This is a genomic window from Nostoc sp. (assembly GCF_036917435.1).
GTDB lineage: Bacteria > Cyanobacteriota > Cyanobacteriia > Cyanobacteriales > Nostocaceae > Nostoc.
Genome location: NZ_JBALDM010000008.1, coordinates 1 through 18,446, shown reverse-complemented (window position 1 = coordinate 18,446; position 18,446 = coordinate 1). Strand labels below are relative to the sequence as shown.

Genomic DNA, 18,446 nt, shown 5'->3' with positions numbered 1-18,446 from the left:
AAAAGATACTTTTAAAATAGCAATTCACCTTTGGATAGATATTCGTAGTAAAATAACAGATTTTCATACAATTACTAGAATATAGTAACTAAGATAAAAAATCTCATTTATGAAATTTATTTAGCAGTTTCTTTAGTCAAGGCAAGAGCAATAATATGATTATTTGAGAGACAAATCAAATGAATACAATAGAAACGCGCGGTATCTGGTTGACCACTACTGATAGTAAAGTTCTCAGGTCAAAGGAACGCATTGCTGAGGCGATGGATTTTCTAGCCGAAACAGGATTTAATGTGGTGTTTCCCGTTGTTTGGAATAAGGCAGTAACTCTCTATCCCAGCCAAACAATGCAGCAAATTTTTGGGGTTGAAATTGACCCTATATTTGTAGGGCGTGACCCTTTAGAAGAAGTGGTAGTGGAGGCGCGGCGAGTTGGGTTGAAAGTTATTCCTTGGTTTGAATATGGTTTTGCCAGTTCCTACAATTTGAATGGTGGTGTGCTTTTACAAAAAAAACCGGAATGGGCTGCGCGTGATATTAAGGGCAACTTACTGAAGAAAAACGGCTTTGAGTGGTTGAATGCACTCGACCCACAAGTGCAGGAATTCTTGTTAAACTTGGTGCTGGAAGTTGCGAATAATTACGACGTGGATGGTATTCAAGGTGACGATCGCTTCCCTGCATTCCCGTGTGAAGGTGGCTATGATGAGGGAACTGTCAGCCGCTATCGTCAGCAATTCGATCGCAATCCGCCAAAGAATCCCAAGGATAGGCAATGGCTACAGTGGCGTGCAGATATTCTCACTGACTTTTTGGCGCGTCTCTATGGGGAGGTGAAAGCAGTTAATCCTAATTTGCTAGTAGCGATCGCACCTAATATCCATGATTGGGCATTCCAGGAATATTTGCAAGACTCACCCACCTGGCTGAATCGGGGAATAGTCGATATGATTCAGCCGCAGATTTATCGGCGTGATTTTGGGAGTTATAGTGCGATCGCTGATAAACTAGTAAGCCAGCAGTTCACTGATGCGACACTGCCCAAGTTAGCACCGGGAATATTGATGAAGCTTGGCAATTATTCTATTAGTCCAGAATATCTGGTGCAGGCAATTGAATACAATCGTCAACTTGGTATTCAAGGAGAGGTATTCTTTTTTTACGAAGGTTTGCGCGAAAATAACAATACCCTAGCTAAAGTTTTGCGAAATGGCCCCTATGCTAAGTCTGCATCATTTCCCACTCTGTCAGATTTCAGTGCGGGTGGTGTGATTAACAAGAGGACATCTTCTATTTGGCAAGGGATGGAAAAGCTATTAAAAAAGATTTTTTAAGGAAAAAGTCGCGTGGAATCTCAATTATCAGTGGAAAAATTAATTAAAATTCTCAAACAGGATTTACCAACGCTTTTTGAAAAAGATATTTCTTATGACATTTATACACAAGATATATATTTTAAAGACCCGGTAAATACATTCAAATACAAATTTAACTATCGCATTATATTTTGGACTTTGCGATTTCACGCTCGGCTATTTTTTACCCAAATTTACTTTGATGTGCATGATATATCTCAGTCAGCCGAAGATACGATTTTAGCAAAGTGGACAGTGCGGGGAGTGTTGCGTGTTCCGTGGAAAGCAGGTTTGCTTTTTAATGGCTATTCAACATATAAACTCAATCAAGATAATTTGATATACGAGCATATCGACACCTGGGATAGAAAGCCAGGGGAAATTTTAAAGCAGTTTTGGCAAAAGGGAGGAAAAAGCTAATTAGATACGAACGAATTAAGTCACAAAAATGCCAAACCTATGTTTTGGTTTGTAAGCAAATATCCTGTATAGTAAGATTCCCAAGTTTTTAGCTAAAACAGCAGAAGCCTCACACTCACTTTTAGGAGTGTGGGGAATCTGAGTTTTTCAATGGCTCTTTCGCAAACTCGATCATTGATCGGTTGGATCGTCAATGATTTCTGGTACTAAAGCTGGATTACTCTTACGTTCTTCTGGTGATTGCTCCCGAATAACATCGTCGATTTTCGCAGGGTGTTTGATTTTGTCGAGTACCTCTGGACTTAGTTCCGATGGTTCCCCTTGTGGATTAGATTTTTCAGCTTGACTAGGAACTGTTTCCTTATTCATCACTATTTCTCTAAACTTATACACCAAGCTTAAGTTGTTCTGTGGTGAGACACACACTATCTTGAGACTTATTTTGCACAACAGAAGGTAATAAAGGCGATCGCTCAATTCCTTTCAATATCAAAAATTGAGTATTTCTAACAAGAAAAATCCATTTAAATTACTTTTTAAAGAATCTTAATATTTCTCAATTAACTTTAAAAAATCTTACGATCGAGTTAAGAATGAATTAAGAGAAATTGCTTTGTAAAGGTTAATTGATATTACTTGTCAAATTGCTGGTGAAGTTAGACACTAACAATACAACACACGCAATTATTTTATGACCGCTATTTCTAACATTGAATTCAAACGACCAATTTGGCAAACCGCTATCATATTGACTTTGGGCTTTTGGCTCAGTGCTAGTTTAGTTTTAGACTGGGTAATTATGCCTAGCCTTTATCTTTCCGGCATGATGAGCCAAGCTGGTTTTACAACAGCAGGTTATACGATTTTTTGGAACTTCAATCGTATGGAATTATTATCTGCTGCTGTAGTATTAACTGGGGCATTAGCTTTGGGTAAAACCCAATATCACTGGCAGATTGGCAGTATTATTTTATCTGGGTTGCTGCTAACTATAGCTATACTTGACACCTACTTCTTAACTCCGCAAATGTGCGCGATTGGGGTTCAACTCAATCTATTTGAAGCTACTGCGTCTATTCCATCAACAATGAATTTACTACATGGTAGTTATTGGTTACTGGAAGTTGTCAAGCTGGTGGCTGGTGGCACACTTTTAAGCTGGTGCTGGCGGGAGCAATTTTAAGTAGATGGAGAACTATAAGAGTGAGAATGTCCAGTTCTAAATCTCACGCCAAAGACGCAAAGAAATTTCTTTGCGTCTTTTTGCTACATATAGCTTATGGATTAATAAATGCAATATTTACTACTGGCTACTGCTACGGGGAGAATTTTGTATTTATATTTGTGACTTTTAAAACTTGAGATTATTCGGTCAAATTGCTATTATAAAATGATTCACTTATTTATAGGTGTAATTAAATAAGTAGACTATATTATCTTTTACTGTACATTTTCAGCCTTCCCGGATATTAGACCAAATAAATACTGAAACATAATATTAATTAGTTTTTCTGTTTACTTTACTGATTTATCATGAAGTTTATATATTGCTGCTAACTTTTTTTTGAAAGTTATAGTAATCTGAATTTTAGTGAGTATGTTACTTGTTATCTACCATCTAGCTAAAAATAGCTATTTCGCAGGTATGTACTACTAGTCTGTCAAGCTAGTAATGAAAAGTTTGTAGTAAGCACAAAGCTTGCTGAGAAAATAAGGACTGAAGTCCTTACTACGAACTTTCTTACCCATCAATTTAAACTTGACAGACTACTAGCAATCAAGAATTTAGCTGTAAGTTCTTGAATTTTTCACTTCAAATTGTACAGGATGACTATTTAGCCCGACACAACATTAAAACCCGTTTCCATCACTTATGAAGAGATTCCCCTGTGCTGAACTGGTCGCTTATGCATCTCACCACACACCATTATGGCGGCAATTATAGCAAGGGACTGGGGACTAGGGACTGGGGACTGGGTGAAAAGTCTTTTTGTGTCTAAGTTTCATCAACAGATGATGTCCTAACCACCTTGGCTCTTGCTATATCAGCTAACTCATCCTTGCTGGGGGTTTAGTGTCCTTGTTCTGCAAGCGCTCATTTTGCCCAATTCCAGCATTAAGAGTTGCTCTCAGTAAGTCGATAGGAATAAATCAAACAATGTTACGAAACGTAAACAGGTTTAAAACTTTTGCTAATGCCTAATAACAAAAGACAAATGACAGATATCTCCTGTCGAAGACGCGATGCGAATTCCGCCCACTTATTTACACTCAGAAACCTAAGTAAGACATTGAGTTTTTTAATGCTTAGTTGTTAATAATACTTATGCTCTTGGTGAAGTTTCCTTCAAGAATAAACTTCTAGCAAAAGTACCCTACGACTCTTCTCACGGCTACAAAAACATCGTTTATTAAAGAGGATTTAAGCTATAGAATGCCTCTTGTAGAAGGATTTTCGTCTAAGTTGCAGGAGATTTAGGTTGCTCTAGAATTTAGCATTATGGGCAAAAAAACCTTTCTAAGAGAACTAAAGAATCTGCTATTTTAGGTTGCAAAATACGGAAAACAATGATGCTTTTGTGACTGATGGGCGAGAGCCAATAGTCTGTTTGTTGTATTTGAGCTACTGTTAGATTGGCTAGATTAGCGAAAGATACAGAAAACCAATCTAATTTTTGAAATACTATATCCTGGCAACCAGTCGGGCGATTTTGCTATGGAGCAATAATATGAATTGGTTTAATTGTAATTCGTGATTTCCAGCTTAACAGAGATTGGTTAATTAAGAGTTGGGGGGTGTGAAATCTCTGTACTAACTCAAATGTGACCGCTATATTTATTTGATAGTGTTTCCAACAAAGTCACGGTGAATTCCGAAAAGGTAATTCACTAATTTTGCCTGCAAATGTTAATTTGATTCTAGAGCCATTCTAATGAAGACACTTCCGATTAGTAGATACAGATTTTTTCAAAAGCTCCAGCCTTTATCTTTATTGAAAAAAATCACTGGTAAGTCGGTTACTGGTTGTTTGCAAGTGTTTAGCACTTCAGGCTCTTGGTCATTATATGTAGACGAAGGTAAACTAATTTATGCCTGCTACTCAGAGAAAATGTTTGAGCCACTTTACAGGAATTTGCAAAGCTTGAGTCAGCAAATTTCTACTCTCCCTCGTGAAATTCACCAACAGTTGCGGGCGATATTTGAAACTGGGATTGAAAATCAAGCGATACCGAACCCAGATTATCTGGCTATTTGCTGGTTAGTCAATCAGAAATATATTAGTCCTTCTGAAGCGGCGATGCTGATAGAGCAATTGGCGCTAGAAGTTCTGGAGTCATTTCTGAACTTACAAGAGGGTAGTTATGAATTTATTCCTGAAAGTTTTCTGGATGACATGCCAAAGTTTTGTCATCTGAATCTCCGCTTACTGGTTGAACAATGCCAAACACCCCGAAGCGTTAGTGTCTCTGAAAGAGAAGCCTCTCATAGAGAAGCTGTTTATCGTCGAACACCACCAACTTCTCAGTCGCATCCCTCAGAATTGTTCAAAATAAATGAGCTAAAACCTAAAAGTAAAAGTACACCAAATTCGTCTAGAACAAACAGCTATAAACCATCAGCCTACTCTATTAAGAGTAATGAATATAGGGGTCAGCAAATCATCCAACAACCTGCTGACAAAAAAATCTACACAATCTTTTGTATTGATGACAGTCCTACTGTATTGAATGTTATTCAAAGTTATTTAGATGAACAAATGTTTTCTGTTGTCGGAGTTACCGATTCTCTAAAAGCTTTAATGCAAATTGTTAATACCAAACCCGATATAATTTTGTTGGATATTTCAATGCCTAATTTAGATGGATATGAACTATGCTCTTTGCTGCGTAAAAACTCAAATTTTAAAAATACACCTGTGATTATGGTGTCAGAAAAAGTAGGATTTCTAGACAGAGCTAGAGCTAAAATGGTTAGAGCCTCTGGTTATTTAACTAAGCCTTTTACACAAGGAGATTTACTCAAAACAATCTTTAAACATATTATTTAATTTGCTATTATAATAAATAACTCACTGTAGTCAACATATTTTTTTGGAATTTAAGGTTGATTATTATCTGAATGACTACTATTGTGGTAATAGACGATTTTCTGGCTGAATTAAAATAATTATTCATTAGAATTTATTGTAAAGATGGCGATTACTCGCGTCTCTTTTCTTAACCGAACAGTATTGATTGAAAACTATCCTATTGGCTTGAGATAAAAAAATTCCCCACAGCTACAAGTTGGGGAATTGTTAAAAGTTACTAATTACCTCATTTTGGAAACGTTTTCAGTAAATCATCGCCAGGAATTACGGTAGTGTAAAAAGTATATTTGCGATTAGCAACATAACGGCGGTCTTGTTTAATAATCGCCATAAACTCTCTATGTCCGTCACGAGTACGTCCCACTAAACAACCTGCGCTAGCAAGGCGAATATCATTTCTGGGGAAATCAAAGCCGTAGTGTTGATTCACATAAAAATCATCACCTGTATCAAGCTTGTCGCCAGTCCGTTTAAAATCTTGGTTGAAATCTCTACAAACAGTGATATCTCCAACTTGCACTAATGCTTCGTGAGGTTCTGCTGTACCGTGAATACCAACAGCCCAAGCTTTGTATTGCCCAAACTGAATTCTTGCTGCTCCTTTGGGATTCATCGGATTATAAGTGTAGTATTTCCCTGGTTCTGTAGTCGCTTCCCAGTGATCTACGATTTTAGGAACGCCATTTACTACTTCAATCACAATCCGGCGATCGTTAAATTCATTGGGTGTATCACTGTTGAGATTCCAGTCTGCATTTATACCTTCAATATAAACAATGTTATATTCTTTGGGATTGGTAAATACCTGATAATCTTTGGATAGCAAGTATTTCACAATCCTACTAGCTATGTCATTACCAAGTTTTAACGGAGGTTGAGGAAGATCGTCTATTTTGGTTTCAATCAGTTTCTTGGCTGTGACTGCTCCTAAAAAGCCACTCTCTTCAGTCTTTGCTAATTCTTGAAATTTTTTGAGAGATATCACAGAAACAGGGCCAAATTTCCCATCGGCTGGAGGTTCTAGCAAACCTAAGCCGATTAGCAGTACCTGAATTTGACTAGACAAATCTGGATCTTGTGCGATCGCATCAAATGACCATTTCTCATTTTTTCCCAAGAAATCTTGTAGTTTCATTATGCACCTGCTCTAATTTACTTACTTCTAAGTATAAACATCATTTTAAAATTTGATGTTGTTTGAAACTATACTCTTGGCTAGAACACGATGTCATAATTTTTACTATTAATTTATGATTTAGCACACAAAAATTCACAGAGATTACACAGAAAAAAACTATTTACTGGCAATACATACCAGTCCTAAATCACTCGTGAAAAGTTAGATCCCCGACTTCTCAAAGAAGTCGGGGATCTGGACACTGCGAATTTTCACAAATCAGATGGGATTGCGATTAAGTTTTTTTGATGAAGAGTGCTGAGAAACGAAATGCTGTACGCAAAACTACACATCACAACAAACTAAGGTTAGGTGTAGCTGTGGTTTTAGTCTGGTAAGCCTTTTTGACACCAACCCAGTTACTAGCAATTGGCATTCGCCAACCAGTTCCGAAGGCGCGATCGGTGATTTTCAATCCGGGGGGTGCTTGTCGCCGTTTAAATTCAGCCCGCGCCACCATTTGAATTACTCTGTCTACAATTACCGAATCGTGACCGGCTGCAACAATTTGCGTTGCTGATTGGTGGTTGTGAACCAGGCGTTGCAAAATATCGTCCAAAATTTCGTAAGGCGGTAAAGAGTCTTGATCCACTTGTCCTGGTTTGAGTTCGGCGCTGGGTGCTTTTGTCAAGACGTTTTGCGGGATGATTTCTTTATTGCGATTTAACCATTGGCAAAGTGAATACACACGGGTTTTCGGAACATCTGCAATCACTGCTAATCCGCCATTCATATCGCCGTAGAGAGTACAGTAACCCACAGCCATTTCTGACTTGTTACCTGTAGATAAAAGGAGATAGCCAAACTTATTAGCGATCGCCATTAATAAATTACCCCGAATCCGAGACTGTATATTTTCCTCAGCCAGTCCGAACTCTGTACCCGCAAACAAATCGCCTAAAGTTTGATCGAAGCCTTGCATTAACTCGCCAATTGGTAAAAGATTAGTCTTAATCCCCAAATTATCGGCTAATGCCACAGCATCACTGATGGAATGCTCCGAACTGTAAGGGGAAGGCATGAGAACACCGAGGACATTTTCTTTACCAAGTGCAGCAGCTGCGATCGCAGCTACGATTGCCGAGTCAATCCCGCCACTTAAACCCAAGACTACTTTAGAAAAACGACACTTACGAGCATAATCTTGCACTCCCAAAACCAAAGCTTGCCAAATCTCCTCATCTTCTGATTCATAAGCAGGTTCTACAGAACCCAACTGTAAATCCCGTAGTTCCTCATCAAATTCAACCAACACTAAATCGGTGTCAAAGCCACGGGCGCGACACATAATTTCACCTTGACGATTTAAGGCAAAACTACGCCCATCAAAAATTAGATCGTCATTTCCGCCAACCTGATTAGCATAAATAATCGGTTGTTGAAAACGGACTGCACTATGCTTGAGCATTGTTTCTCGGAGTTGCTGCTTGCCGACCGTGTAAGGCGAAGCAGACAAATTGACAATCAAATCTACACCCAAAATTGCTAAATCAGCAATTGGATTTACTGCATAAGTACGCTTGCCCCAAAATTCCTCATCATTCCATAAATCTTCGCAAATAGTTACGCCAATATGGATATTATCTAAAGTGAAATAATTAGCTTGTAACCCTGCTTCAAAATAGCGACGTTCGTCAAAGACATCGTAAGTAGGCAAAAGGCGCTTGTGAAAAGCTTGCTTGACCTTGCCATTCTCTAACAAAGCCATGCTATTAAATAAAGTCTTACCACCACTAATATGTGCTTGTATATTCTGTTCAATAGTTCCTACCAACACAGCTAAATTTGGTGGTAAATCTTGAGCCAAGTTTTGTAAAGTGATGCCCATCGCTTCCACAAAACTAGGATTTAGTAATAAATCTCTTGGTGGATAGCCACATAAAGAAAGTTCTGGTGTGAGCAACAAACGCGCACCGCTAGATGCTGCGCGTTGTGCCGCCTCTAAGATTGTTTGGGCATTTAAAAGCAAATCACCAATTGTCGGATTAATTTGAGCGATCGCAATTTTCATATTATTTGTTATGGGGCATTGGGCATGGGGCATTGGTTATTCTGACTTTTCACGGTATCTGGAAAACCTCTCTCTAAATCTCTCTCCTAAAAGGAGAGAGACTTTGAATTTTCCCCCTTCCCGCGACGAGTTGGGGGTTAGGGGGTTAGGTTTTTCGGGGGTTTTTCCACATGACGTTAAAAGTCAGATTGGTTATTCTCCCTTATGCCTTTCTCTCACCTAAAGGTTGGTTAAATAAACACCAAGGGTTTATCTTTTAAGGGAGCAAAAGCTTCAGCGTCAAACTTATACAAACTAGCAGGACGACCAGCACCTCGTGATACCTTAATTCTGGTATCGCATAAAAAACCCAACTTGAGTAGACGCGCCCGAAAATTAGAATAGTCGGAAAAGTTATCACCTAAAACTGTGGCGTATAACTGATATAAATCATTTAAGGTAAACATTTCTGGTAAGACTTCAAAAGCCACCGGGCTATACTCTAATTTATTTCGTAACCGTCTGTGTCCATAAGCCAGAATTTCATTATGGTCAAAAGCTAATTGCGGCACTTGTTTTACTGGATACCAAGCTATACCAGTCATGCGATCGGCAATTAATTCGGCTTCTTCAAATCGCACTAGGGCAAAGTAACTAACTGATAGATAACGCACACCATAACTATCAGTTGCTTCTCGTGGATCGCGATTTGGCCCGCCAAATGTATAGAGTTGTTCTAAGTAGAGATTGTTGACCTTAATTTTCTCTGCCATAATGCGATAAGCGGCATCTTCTAAAGACTCTCCGGGACGTACTAAAGTACCGGGAAGACTCCAATGATTTAAAAATGGTTCTTGCTGTCGCATTACTAGTAGAACTAACAGCCGATTTTGTACAGTATCTACAGAAAAAATTACATTATCCACACCAACCTTGAAATCAGCCAAAGGTTGTTGGTTTAACGGAGTTGATATCTTTTTTTGGGAACGTCCTGGCATTCGTACAAATGCTCTCGATTAATATAGGCAACTACAGGGGCTGTGAGGGCTTCAGAATCTCCATGTTCGCGGTATGCTGTTGAGGAAACATCTAGACCGGTCAGACTAGCGATCGCAATTTTCCCTCCCAGCTTTTGCACTACCTCTGAACTAGACTCATCTATTGCATATCCGGGTCGCGGTACAATGAGTAGTCGCACTTGCTGCAACAAATCTTCAATGCGATACCAACGTGGCAGTTGACTCAGTAAATCTGAACCAATAATCATCGTTAATTCAGCGTCTTCACCCCAAGTAATCTTAGCTTTCTCAACTGTTTCCAGCGTTCGGAAGCTACTTAATTCTTGTTCCAAAGCAATATTGTGCTGTGGTGCGTCTATATTCGCAATCAACAGTTGCAACATTGCCGCCCGATGTTCTAGGAGTGTTTGATGAGACTTAAATGGATTATCTGCTGCCCAAACCGCTACCCAATCATAGCGTGCAGACAACCAACTCAGAATTTCTTCATGTCCCGCAGTTGGCGGATCGGCACTCGTTCCAAACAAAGCAACTCTCATAATAATTCGTAATTAGTAATTAAGACAGACTGAAATAGTACTTCTTACCTCTGTGTTCTCTGTGCCTCTGCGGTTCGTTTCTTAGTCTCCTCCGTCAACACCCGTAACTCCTCAGAAATCTCCACTTCTACAGCCACCGGATAATCCAAACGCCGTGTCTGTTGTGGCAAACTCACAACTGAGGCGGCGGTACGCTGACGAATTGTTGCCAAAGATTCCAAGGGCTGCACTCGTTCACCTTCTTGCACTACCAATTGCAACAAAGGTTCTTCTTCTTGAGGAATTTCACCTAAAAGTCCCAACCTGTCTGCTTTTACCTTACCTCCCGTAAACGAACGAAAAATCTGCTTACGCCCTGGATAAGTAAGCTTACCACTCGACTGCTTCATCACTGGGATACCATCAATGTCTACAAGTTTATAGACTCCATTTACAGGCGAACCTGTAACTAATCGAGTTCCCAATCCGTAACCATCAATTTGCGCCCCAGCAGCTTTTAATCTGGCAATTTCCCACTCATCCAAATCGCCACTGGCAAAAATTGGTACACCGGGAAGGAGCGATCGCACCTGTTTTGATAAGGTAACTAAATCTCCTGAGTCTAATCGCACTCCTGATAATTGCATTTCTCCGGAATTTACTTTTTCGGCCAAGCGCTGGGCAGCAGCAATGGTATCGTAAGTATCAATCAACAACGGCGCACCCGGAAAATATCGATGAAATGCACTAAAAGCTTGTTCTTCAGTGCCTTCTATTGCTGATAACGCCATCACCAGGGCGTGAGCCATCGTACCACTCGGCTTTTCTCCCAGTTGTAGCGCTGCTAACACATTGGAGGTGGAATCTAACCCACCTGCCAACGCCGCCCGCGCTGCCCACAAAGACCCTTGGGGACTAAATGCTCGTCTTGTGCCAAATTCTAAAAGTGTTGCTTCTTCCCCCGCTACATCCCGCAACCTTGCTGCTTTTGTGGCAATCAAAGTCTGGTAATTAATAGTATTTAAGAGGTAAGTTTCTACTAATTGTGCTTGCCAAAGTGGTGCTTCTACTCGCAAAAGTGGCTGATTGGCAAATACGGCTGTCCCTTCTGGTACTGCCCAAACATCACCAGTAAACTTTCCCTCCGCTAAAAGTGACCAAAAGCGATCGCTTGCGTGAGCAAAAATTCCCGTTGCCTGTAATGCAGCAATTTGTGCGGCACTAAAACGGATTTTGGCTAAATATTCCAATGCTTGCGTCAGCCCCATTGCAATTAAATAACCAAAACCCTCTGGCAATCGTCTGACAGACAACTCAAAGCTAGCCCGTCGTTGTTCGATACCAACGCCAGTGTAACAAGCTGCCATTGTCAATTGATAAAGATCCGTCAGCAAGCTATAGTCATCAGCCGAGAGGTTTAATTCCTGGTTCTGCTGACTTTGTTGTTTATATACATAGTCCAAATCTGGCAAAGTTGTCATGCAAGAGATTCCTTACAAGCTGCTTCTTTCATTTATGGTAATATTTACCATAAATAATGTCAACTACCATTAAGGATATTTTACAGATTGCTGTGGAACAGTAGATTCGTAGGTAAATTTATACTAGATTTACAAAATACTTAATATTTTTTAATAGTAAAAGCTAGCAATAATGTTTAGTTTGTTTGATCGGGAGGATAGTAAAAACTGATTGGTGAGAAATCTGGGTTAAGTAACCGATAGAAGGCAAGTTTGTTTTCCTGCTTATTTACCAGTCTGGGGTTGAATAAATGGCTAAGTTTGAATTAGAATCGAAGAGGGAAATTTGACTTGTTGACAAAATAAAGTATTACAAAGTTATCTGAATAAAGATTGCATTAATTCTCAATATATTGAGAATTAATCTTAGTCAATAATATGAGTATTAGAATATAGCTAGCACAATTAAAGCGACTCAAAAATAAGGAGTCCAAATATTATGGCTATTTCCAAAATCCTTGCCAATATAACTCGGTATATTTCTGAGGCTGCAATGCGGATTTTTAGCCCTAATGATGATGCTTATCCTGCTAGTGGGGTACAACCTTTTACAGGTGAGCCTTACGATAAGCGTAAAGATGATAATAATTAGGTGCTGACATAGCATTGATAGAGAATACAGGAGTCAAAATTCAGAATTCAGCTTGGGCAATGAGTAGGAGATTCAGATAAACCATATAATTGAAAACCACTCAATGTAGATTTAGCTCTGTACTTAAATCTCTTTATTTAAAAGTGGTGGCGTATTATGCAATATGCCACCACTTTTAAATTTATTCTGTATTCCTGCTCTTGACTTATCAACTACGCTCAATATAAGAGCGGAGAGCGGAGTTAATTAGAGATTGGTAGCCTTTTCCTTTGCTTTTAAACCAATCCAAAATATCTTGATCTAGTTGAATTAATGTAGCTTCTTCGCTAACAGGTTTTACCATTTTGGCTGTTTCCCAGAATTGCCGATCTAATTCAGGAATATCTGAAGTATCAATTGCTGTATCAGGGATATTTTGGAGTTCTTTAAGTCGATTGGGCGAGATACTCATAGTAGGTTCTCTTTTCTTTGGGGGTGGCTTTTCGGGCAGAGATTAATCGAATTTTGCCGTTTCTATCTGTATGGGCGACGGTAATAATTATAACGCCTTGGATTGAGCCAATACTAATCTCTCGAATTTCTTCATAGTCGTAGCGTTCATCAATTGAGGTGAAAACAACACCTTCAAATATTTCTGTAGCTTCTTCAAAACTAATGCCATGTTTCTGAATATTTTGTTGGTTTTTATTTTTGTCCCATTCAAATTTCATTCAACTATACATAATCCATATAGAGTCAAGTGTAATAAATAAGACAAGGACGTGAGTTTTTTCCTCACGCCTTTTTACTTTAAACTTTTTTCCCACCGACTGCTAGGAGTTCTAGAATGACTCCATTTGTCCAGCCGAAGCCAACTTCGTTAGAACTATATCCAAAGGAAATGTCGTCAGAAACGTTGGCAGAACAGCGTTCAACATCATATTTTTCAACTAGGGTGTTGTGACGCTCGAATTCTTTAACTACCATCGCTAAAAATTTGTTGGCAATGCGATCGCCTTCTGTATGAAATCCATAACGGTGAAGTCCTTGCACAGCAATTAATGTCAATGGTGCCCAACCGAAGGGGGCATCCCATTGGTTGCCGGTGACACGAGTACTGGTAAGAATTCCGCCTGGGGCTTCAAACAAATGGAGATTGTCAACAAGTCGCTGGGCTTGGGCTTGAGAAGCAATTCCCAACCACAGGGGATAAAAGGTGGTAGCAAATTCGTAGCGGCGGCGTTCTCCACTCTGAAAGTGATAGTCAAAATAGAGTCCTTGTTCTTCATCCCAAAGACATTGATCGATGCGATCGCGGCGGATATCTGCACGATCGCGCCATTGCTGTTTTAGTTCTTCATTCCCCAAAATACTGTTAATTTGGGCTAAATCTTGTTCCATCTGATATATCAAACTGTTGAGGCACACAGCAGCATAGTGGAGGATATCAGCGCTGAAAGGGCCAAAACGGTTGGTGATATCAAAACCGGACTCGCGCATGGTGCGATCGCCCTTGTAAAATAAATTGGTCAGTTCGTCATTTTCGCGATCGTAGTAAAGATTAACGTCGTAATCTTCAACTTCATGGGTTTGATAATATTCCTTGACGCGATCGTAATGACTTTTTCCCTCCTCATCCCGCTCGGAAAACAAAACTTCTGGCGCGGGGCCGTCCCCAAGGGCATAAAATCTAGATAAGCCTGTTGCCGGATTCAAATGGGGCGGTACTACCCAGTAATAGTAAAACTGCTCTAAAAGCGGTACGGTTGACTTTAACCACTCTTCATCTTTGGTGTGCTGGAATAATGCCAAAACCATCATGCTGAGAACGGGAGGCTGCGATCGCGATAGCATATAAGTCCGGTTGGAATTGAGGATAGTACCGTAATGCTTCACCTGGTACAGTAATTGGTCAACCTGACTTTGTGCTAGTTCCCATTCTTCATCGTGCAGAAGTCCCAGTAATATAAAGTAGCTATCCCAGCCATACATTTCGTTAAACCGACCACCTGGTACAACATAAGGCCCTGGTAGGTATAATAGTCCATGCTCTTCAATCGCTTCGACTTCCGACGGTAAAGTGCGAATTTCAATTCTTTGCATATCCTTGGGAGATAGCGATCGCTCTAATACAGCCTGAATGTTAGGACAATCTTCTAAGGGGGAAATGTAGACTAACCAAGGAGTATCAGTTTCGTGGTCTAGCTTGGTATCCTTTGCAGATTTTAATAAGTCTTGGTGCGATCGCGTTAAGGTTTTCCAGGTTTTTTTGATGTGGGCGCGTACAGTGTCAATCTGTATGGTGGTGGGTGTTGGGGGAGTGGTCATAATTTCAATTTGGCAGGGTGTTGAGGAGTCAAGAAAAGAATTTTTTAACGCAGAGAAGTGCAGAGATACGCAGAGGCTTTATCCCACATTTCTCTGCATAACTATAGATACATCGTAATTCGTAATTACTAATCACGCCCACAGACTCGCAGGAGTGTAATTACGAATTACGTTAGCGTAGCGGGGCGTAGCCCATTACGAATTATTTACTCGGCAGTACTAACTAACAAAGCAACTGGAAAATGGGCAAGGGCAGATCCGATAGATAGGATTTCTGTAGTCTGTAAAGGTTGCTGAGTGAGAACGTTTGTCCAGTTGAGGGGAGTTCCAGAGGGTAATTGTAGGTGGGTATCTTGCCAAACTGACTCACCCAAGGGGTTTTCTCCGGGTTGGATGAGGCTGGTTAGAAAGCGTGGGGCGATCGCGATCGCTGTTTGATTTCCTTCCCGTCGCGCAAAGGCGATAATGTGATTGGCGTAGGTTCCCTGAACTTCTAACGGCAGATAGTCGCCATCCTGGAATAATGAGACATAGTTTGTTCTGGCTTGGAGTAATTGAGCCGTTAAAAATAGTTTAATTCTACCGTCTGTTTTGTCGTTCAGTAACTCCTGAATTAGTCTGAGAATATCTGTTTTCACCTCTTCGCGCATGGCGCTTAAGTAACTACGTCGCTGTTCAAAATCCACGGGACGGCGATTATCTGGATCGACTAGACTTAGTTCCCAAAGTTCTGTTCCTTGGTACAAGTCGGGTACGCCGGGTACGGTAATCTTTAGTAGAGTTTGGGAAAGGGAATTGAAGATACCATACTCTGCAATTCGCTGCTGAAAGGGACGAAAGGCTTTTAGAAATTCCTCGGAGATGGAAGGATCGAGTATTTTCTCAATAAACGAAGTACAGGCTTCTTCATACTCGCTATCAGGGCGCAACCAAGCTGTATGCACTTTCGCTTCTCGGATTGCCTTAATTATATAATCCTTCATCCGTTCTACAAAGGATGCGTGTTCCTGTTCCACAAAGGGAAACGCCCCGACTAGGGTTTGATAGATAAAATACTCATCGTTAGCATCGGGTATAGCAAAGCCGTGGCGATGAATGCGACTTCCTCGATTAATGGCACTCCAGGTATTTACCTGCTGATCCCATTCTTCGGGGATTTCTGACAACACATTTAATCTAGCCCGCACATCTTCGCCGCGTTTGGTGTCGTGGGTAGCTGTGGTGTTCATTGTATGAGGCCAGGTAACTTGGTGCTGTTTGTTAAAGCCATGAAATTTGGCTAAATCAATCCCAAAATGCCCCGGATTTCCCCCGACTTCATTCAGCGACAGCAAGCGATTGTAAACATATAAGGTGGTGTCTTCTACACCTTTGGCCATTAGCGGGCCGCTATATTGCTGCATCCGCAAGACGAAATATATCCACTGTTCGCGTTCTGTTTGAGTCAGAGAATTATCAAAATCTAGCACCATTAACTTCTCAATAAAGGTCAGTTCGTGCTGCAACAGGGGCGTTTGTTCTTTGGCTTGGCGAATTACTTCTTGAATGGTAGCGCGATCGCTATCCCCAATTCCATCTGGTGTAATATATGTACGGTAAATCGGGAACAGGGTCAAAACTTCGGCGATCGCTCTTTTCAAGCCATTGAGGGTAAAATCATTGCCATAACGATATTTGCTGGAAATGTTCTTTAACAAAAGAGCCAAATTGTCAATATCACCGGCTAAATTCTTTTCTAGTATCAAGTGCTTTTTATCCTTCACTACTGATGAATAATCTACTCTTGAACCAATAAAGTTATGGTAAATTTTATCGAAGGATGATTCATTTTCAGTTTGACAAAATACACCATTTACATAGTTAAGAAAGTCATATCCCGATGTCCCTTCAATTTCCCAGTTTTCCGGCAGTTCTTCGGTGATTTCTAAAATCTTCTCGACTGTAATATAAACATCTCCCGTCTTTTCGCGCAGTCTTTCTAGATACTGGATTGGGTTATAGAGTCCATCAATATGATCGATGCGTAAGCCTGTAAATTTGCCTTCTTCAACTAGCTTTTGAATCAGGCTGTGGGTATTATTAAAAACTCGCATTTCTTCAACTTTAACGGAAATAAGTTCGTTAACGGTAAAGAAGCGGCGGTAGTTCATTTCTTCCGCCCCAACTTTCCAGAAGGCGAGACGGTAAAATTGATCGTTTAGTAATTCATCTAGCAAGTTAAAGCTTTCGGAATTACCTGGTTCTCCGTTGAAGGTTTGGATATTTTCGTCAATGAACTCGTGGATGGCTTCGTTTGTGGTATAAAGTTCCCAAACCAATCCTTTAATAAATGCGATTTGGTCTTGTCGCTGTTTTCCCGCAACTTCTGAAGGCACACTTTTGAGAATATACAAAATACCCAATAGCTTAATAAAATCGGGATGATTGCGTCCGAGTGTGCGGGTGAGTCTGCCCAGATTATGGGTAATAAATTTTGTATAAGATTCTAATCGTAGCGGCAGTTTTAAGCTGTAATAGTTTACGGTTAAACCGTTTTGTTCGTATTGGAGTTGAATGTGTCCGTTTTCTAAGGATGCACCATAGAAATCTCCCAAGAGAGGAGCGAGAATTCGCTCTTGGCGATCGCCAAAGGGAGCATTCCAAGAAAGATCGAAGTAGTCAGTATAACTGGAATCTGGGCCGTGTTCCAATATGTCCATCAAGTAATCGTTTTCGCTGCTATAGGCCATGTGGTTTGGCACTATATCTTGTAACCAGCCCATACCAAGGGATTGGACTTCAGCAACTAATGCCTCAAAGGATTCATTAGTTCCCAGTTCTGGGTTGAGTTGAGTCGCATCTACTATATCGTAGCCGTGGGTACTGCCAGATCGAGCTTTGAAAATTGGGGATGCATATAAATCAGAAATACCTAAATCTGCTAGATAAGCTGCGATCGCTTTAGCGTTGTCAAAGCCGAACTGGGGTGTAAACTGAATTCGATAAGTTGCGGTAGGAATTCGCATATTTTTTTTTGAGTGGGGAGTAAGGGGGATGAGGGAAATGAGGGTAAACGCTAAACTTTTTAGAGGATGTTTGAAAAATCTTCTTCTCGGTAGCATAAAGCGTATTACCCCCCTTAATCCCCCCTTATAAAGGGGGGAAACAAGAAATCTAGTTCCAGTTCCCTCCCCTTTACAAGGGGAGGGTTAGGGTGGGGTAAATTTTAAGGGGGTTTAGGGCGGATCAATAAGTGTCTAACATCACAGCTAACCATTTTTCAAACAACCTCTTAGCTCGGACGTTGAGCCTTTTTACTCGGACGTTGAGCTTTTTTGCTCGAACGTTGAGCCTTTTTGCTCGAACGTTGAGCCTTTTTGCATGAACGTTGAGCCTTTTTGCATGAACGTTGAGCCTTTTTGCATGAACGTTGAGCCTTTTTGCATGAACGTTGAGCCTTTTTGCATGAACGTTGAGC

General features: G+C 40.4%; 16 protein-coding genes. 5 read left to right on the top strand and 11 right to left on the bottom strand.

What is annotated here, in order from left to right:
* The first annotated feature begins 179 nt into the window (after positions 1-179).
* Together V7K98_RS03750 and V7K98_RS03745 are read left to right on the top strand one after the other, a co-directional pair.
* Positions 180-1,334, top strand: coding sequence for a glycoside hydrolase family 10 protein (locus V7K98_RS03750; protein ID WP_335019488.1), 1,155 nt, complete (start codon positions 180-182; stop codon positions 1,332-1,334).
* A gap of 12 nt (positions 1,335-1,346) precedes the next feature.
* Positions 1,347-1,775 (top strand): DUF2358 domain-containing protein, encoded by a 429-nt coding sequence (locus tag V7K98_RS03745; protein WP_335019487.1) that lies wholly within the window; start codon positions 1,347-1,349, stop codon positions 1,773-1,775.
* 171 nt (positions 1,776-1,946) lie between these two features.
* Here V7K98_RS03745 and V7K98_RS03740 read toward each other — a convergent pair whose 3' ends face one another.
* Positions 1,947-2,144, bottom strand: a complete 198-nt coding sequence (locus tag V7K98_RS03740; protein WP_335019486.1) for a hypothetical protein — start codon at positions 2,142-2,144, stop codon at positions 1,947-1,949.
* Positions 2,145-2,466: 322 nt separating this feature from the next.
* Here V7K98_RS03740 and V7K98_RS03735 point away from each other — a divergent pair, with 322 nt between their 5' ends.
* Together V7K98_RS03735 and V7K98_RS03730 are read left to right on the top strand one after the other, a co-directional pair.
* Complete coding sequence (locus tag V7K98_RS03735) at positions 2,467-2,958, top strand: hypothetical protein (RefSeq protein WP_335019485.1); 492 nt, start codon at positions 2,467-2,469, stop codon at positions 2,956-2,958.
* A gap of 1,750 nt (positions 2,959-4,708) precedes the next feature.
* Positions 4,709-5,824: a response regulator gene (locus V7K98_RS03730; protein ID WP_335019484.1), complete on the top strand. Its 1,116-nt coding sequence runs from the start codon at positions 4,709-4,711 to the stop codon at positions 5,822-5,824.
* 268 nt (positions 5,825-6,092) lie between these two features.
* On the opposite strand, the gene V7K98_RS03725 is transcribed toward V7K98_RS03730, so the two are convergent.
* From V7K98_RS03725 to V7K98_RS03705, 5 genes are all read right to left on the bottom strand, one after another.
* Positions 6,093-7,001, bottom strand: a complete 909-nt coding sequence (locus tag V7K98_RS03725) for a peptidoglycan-binding domain-containing protein (protein ID WP_335019483.1) — start codon at positions 6,999-7,001, stop codon at positions 6,093-6,095.
* A 334-nt stretch (positions 7,002-7,335) separates the two neighbouring features.
* Positions 7,336-9,054: an NAD+ synthase gene (locus tag V7K98_RS03720; protein WP_335019553.1), complete on the bottom strand. Its 1,719-nt coding sequence runs from the start codon at positions 9,052-9,054 to the stop codon at positions 7,336-7,338.
* 230 nt (positions 9,055-9,284) lie between these two features.
* Complete coding sequence (locus V7K98_RS03715; RefSeq protein WP_335019482.1) at positions 9,285-10,031, bottom strand: NUDIX hydrolase; 747 nt, start codon at positions 10,029-10,031, stop codon at positions 9,285-9,287.
* Positions 9,992-10,591: a nicotinate-nucleotide adenylyltransferase gene (locus V7K98_RS03710; RefSeq protein ID WP_335019481.1), complete on the bottom strand. Its 600-nt coding sequence runs from the start codon at positions 10,589-10,591 to the stop codon at positions 9,992-9,994. Before V7K98_RS03710 ends, V7K98_RS03715 begins: the two co-directional genes overlap by 40 nt.
* 44 nt (positions 10,592-10,635) lie before the next feature.
* On the bottom strand, positions 10,636-12,051 hold the full coding sequence (locus V7K98_RS03705; protein WP_335019480.1) for a nicotinate phosphoribosyltransferase: 1,416 nt from the start codon (positions 12,049-12,051) through the stop codon (positions 10,636-10,638).
* 478 nt (positions 12,052-12,529) lie between these two features.
* On the opposite strand from V7K98_RS03705, the gene V7K98_RS03700 reads away from it, so the two are divergent.
* Positions 12,530-12,682, top strand: coding sequence for a hypothetical protein (locus tag V7K98_RS03700; protein WP_335019479.1), 153 nt, complete (start codon positions 12,530-12,532; stop codon positions 12,680-12,682).
* A 208-nt stretch (positions 12,683-12,890) separates the two neighbouring features.
* Here V7K98_RS03700 and V7K98_RS03695 read toward each other — a convergent pair whose 3' ends face one another.
* The 5 genes from V7K98_RS03695 to V7K98_RS03675 all read right to left on the bottom strand — a co-directional run.
* Positions 12,891-13,133, bottom strand: a complete 243-nt coding sequence (locus tag V7K98_RS03695; protein ID WP_335019478.1) for a BrnA antitoxin family protein — start codon at positions 13,131-13,133, stop codon at positions 12,891-12,893.
* Positions 13,108-13,392, bottom strand: a complete 285-nt coding sequence (locus V7K98_RS03690) for a BrnT family toxin (RefSeq protein ID WP_335019477.1) — start codon at positions 13,390-13,392, stop codon at positions 13,108-13,110. The genes V7K98_RS03695 and V7K98_RS03690 overlap by 26 nt, the downstream gene beginning before the upstream one ends.
* Positions 13,393-13,471: 79 nt before the next feature.
* On the bottom strand, positions 13,472-14,989 hold the full coding sequence (locus tag V7K98_RS03685; protein ID WP_335019476.1) for a trehalase family glycosidase: 1,518 nt from the start codon (positions 14,987-14,989) through the stop codon (positions 13,472-13,474).
* 206 nt (positions 14,990-15,195) lie between these two features.
* Positions 15,196-17,994, bottom strand: coding sequence for a malto-oligosyltrehalose synthase (gene treY, locus V7K98_RS03680; protein ID WP_335019475.1), 2,799 nt, complete (start codon positions 17,992-17,994; stop codon positions 15,196-15,198).
* A gap of 220 nt (positions 17,995-18,214) precedes the next feature.
* On the bottom strand, positions 18,215-18,446 hold a 232-nt coding region (locus V7K98_RS03675), incomplete at its 5' end, for a DUF3540 domain-containing protein (RefSeq protein WP_335019474.1).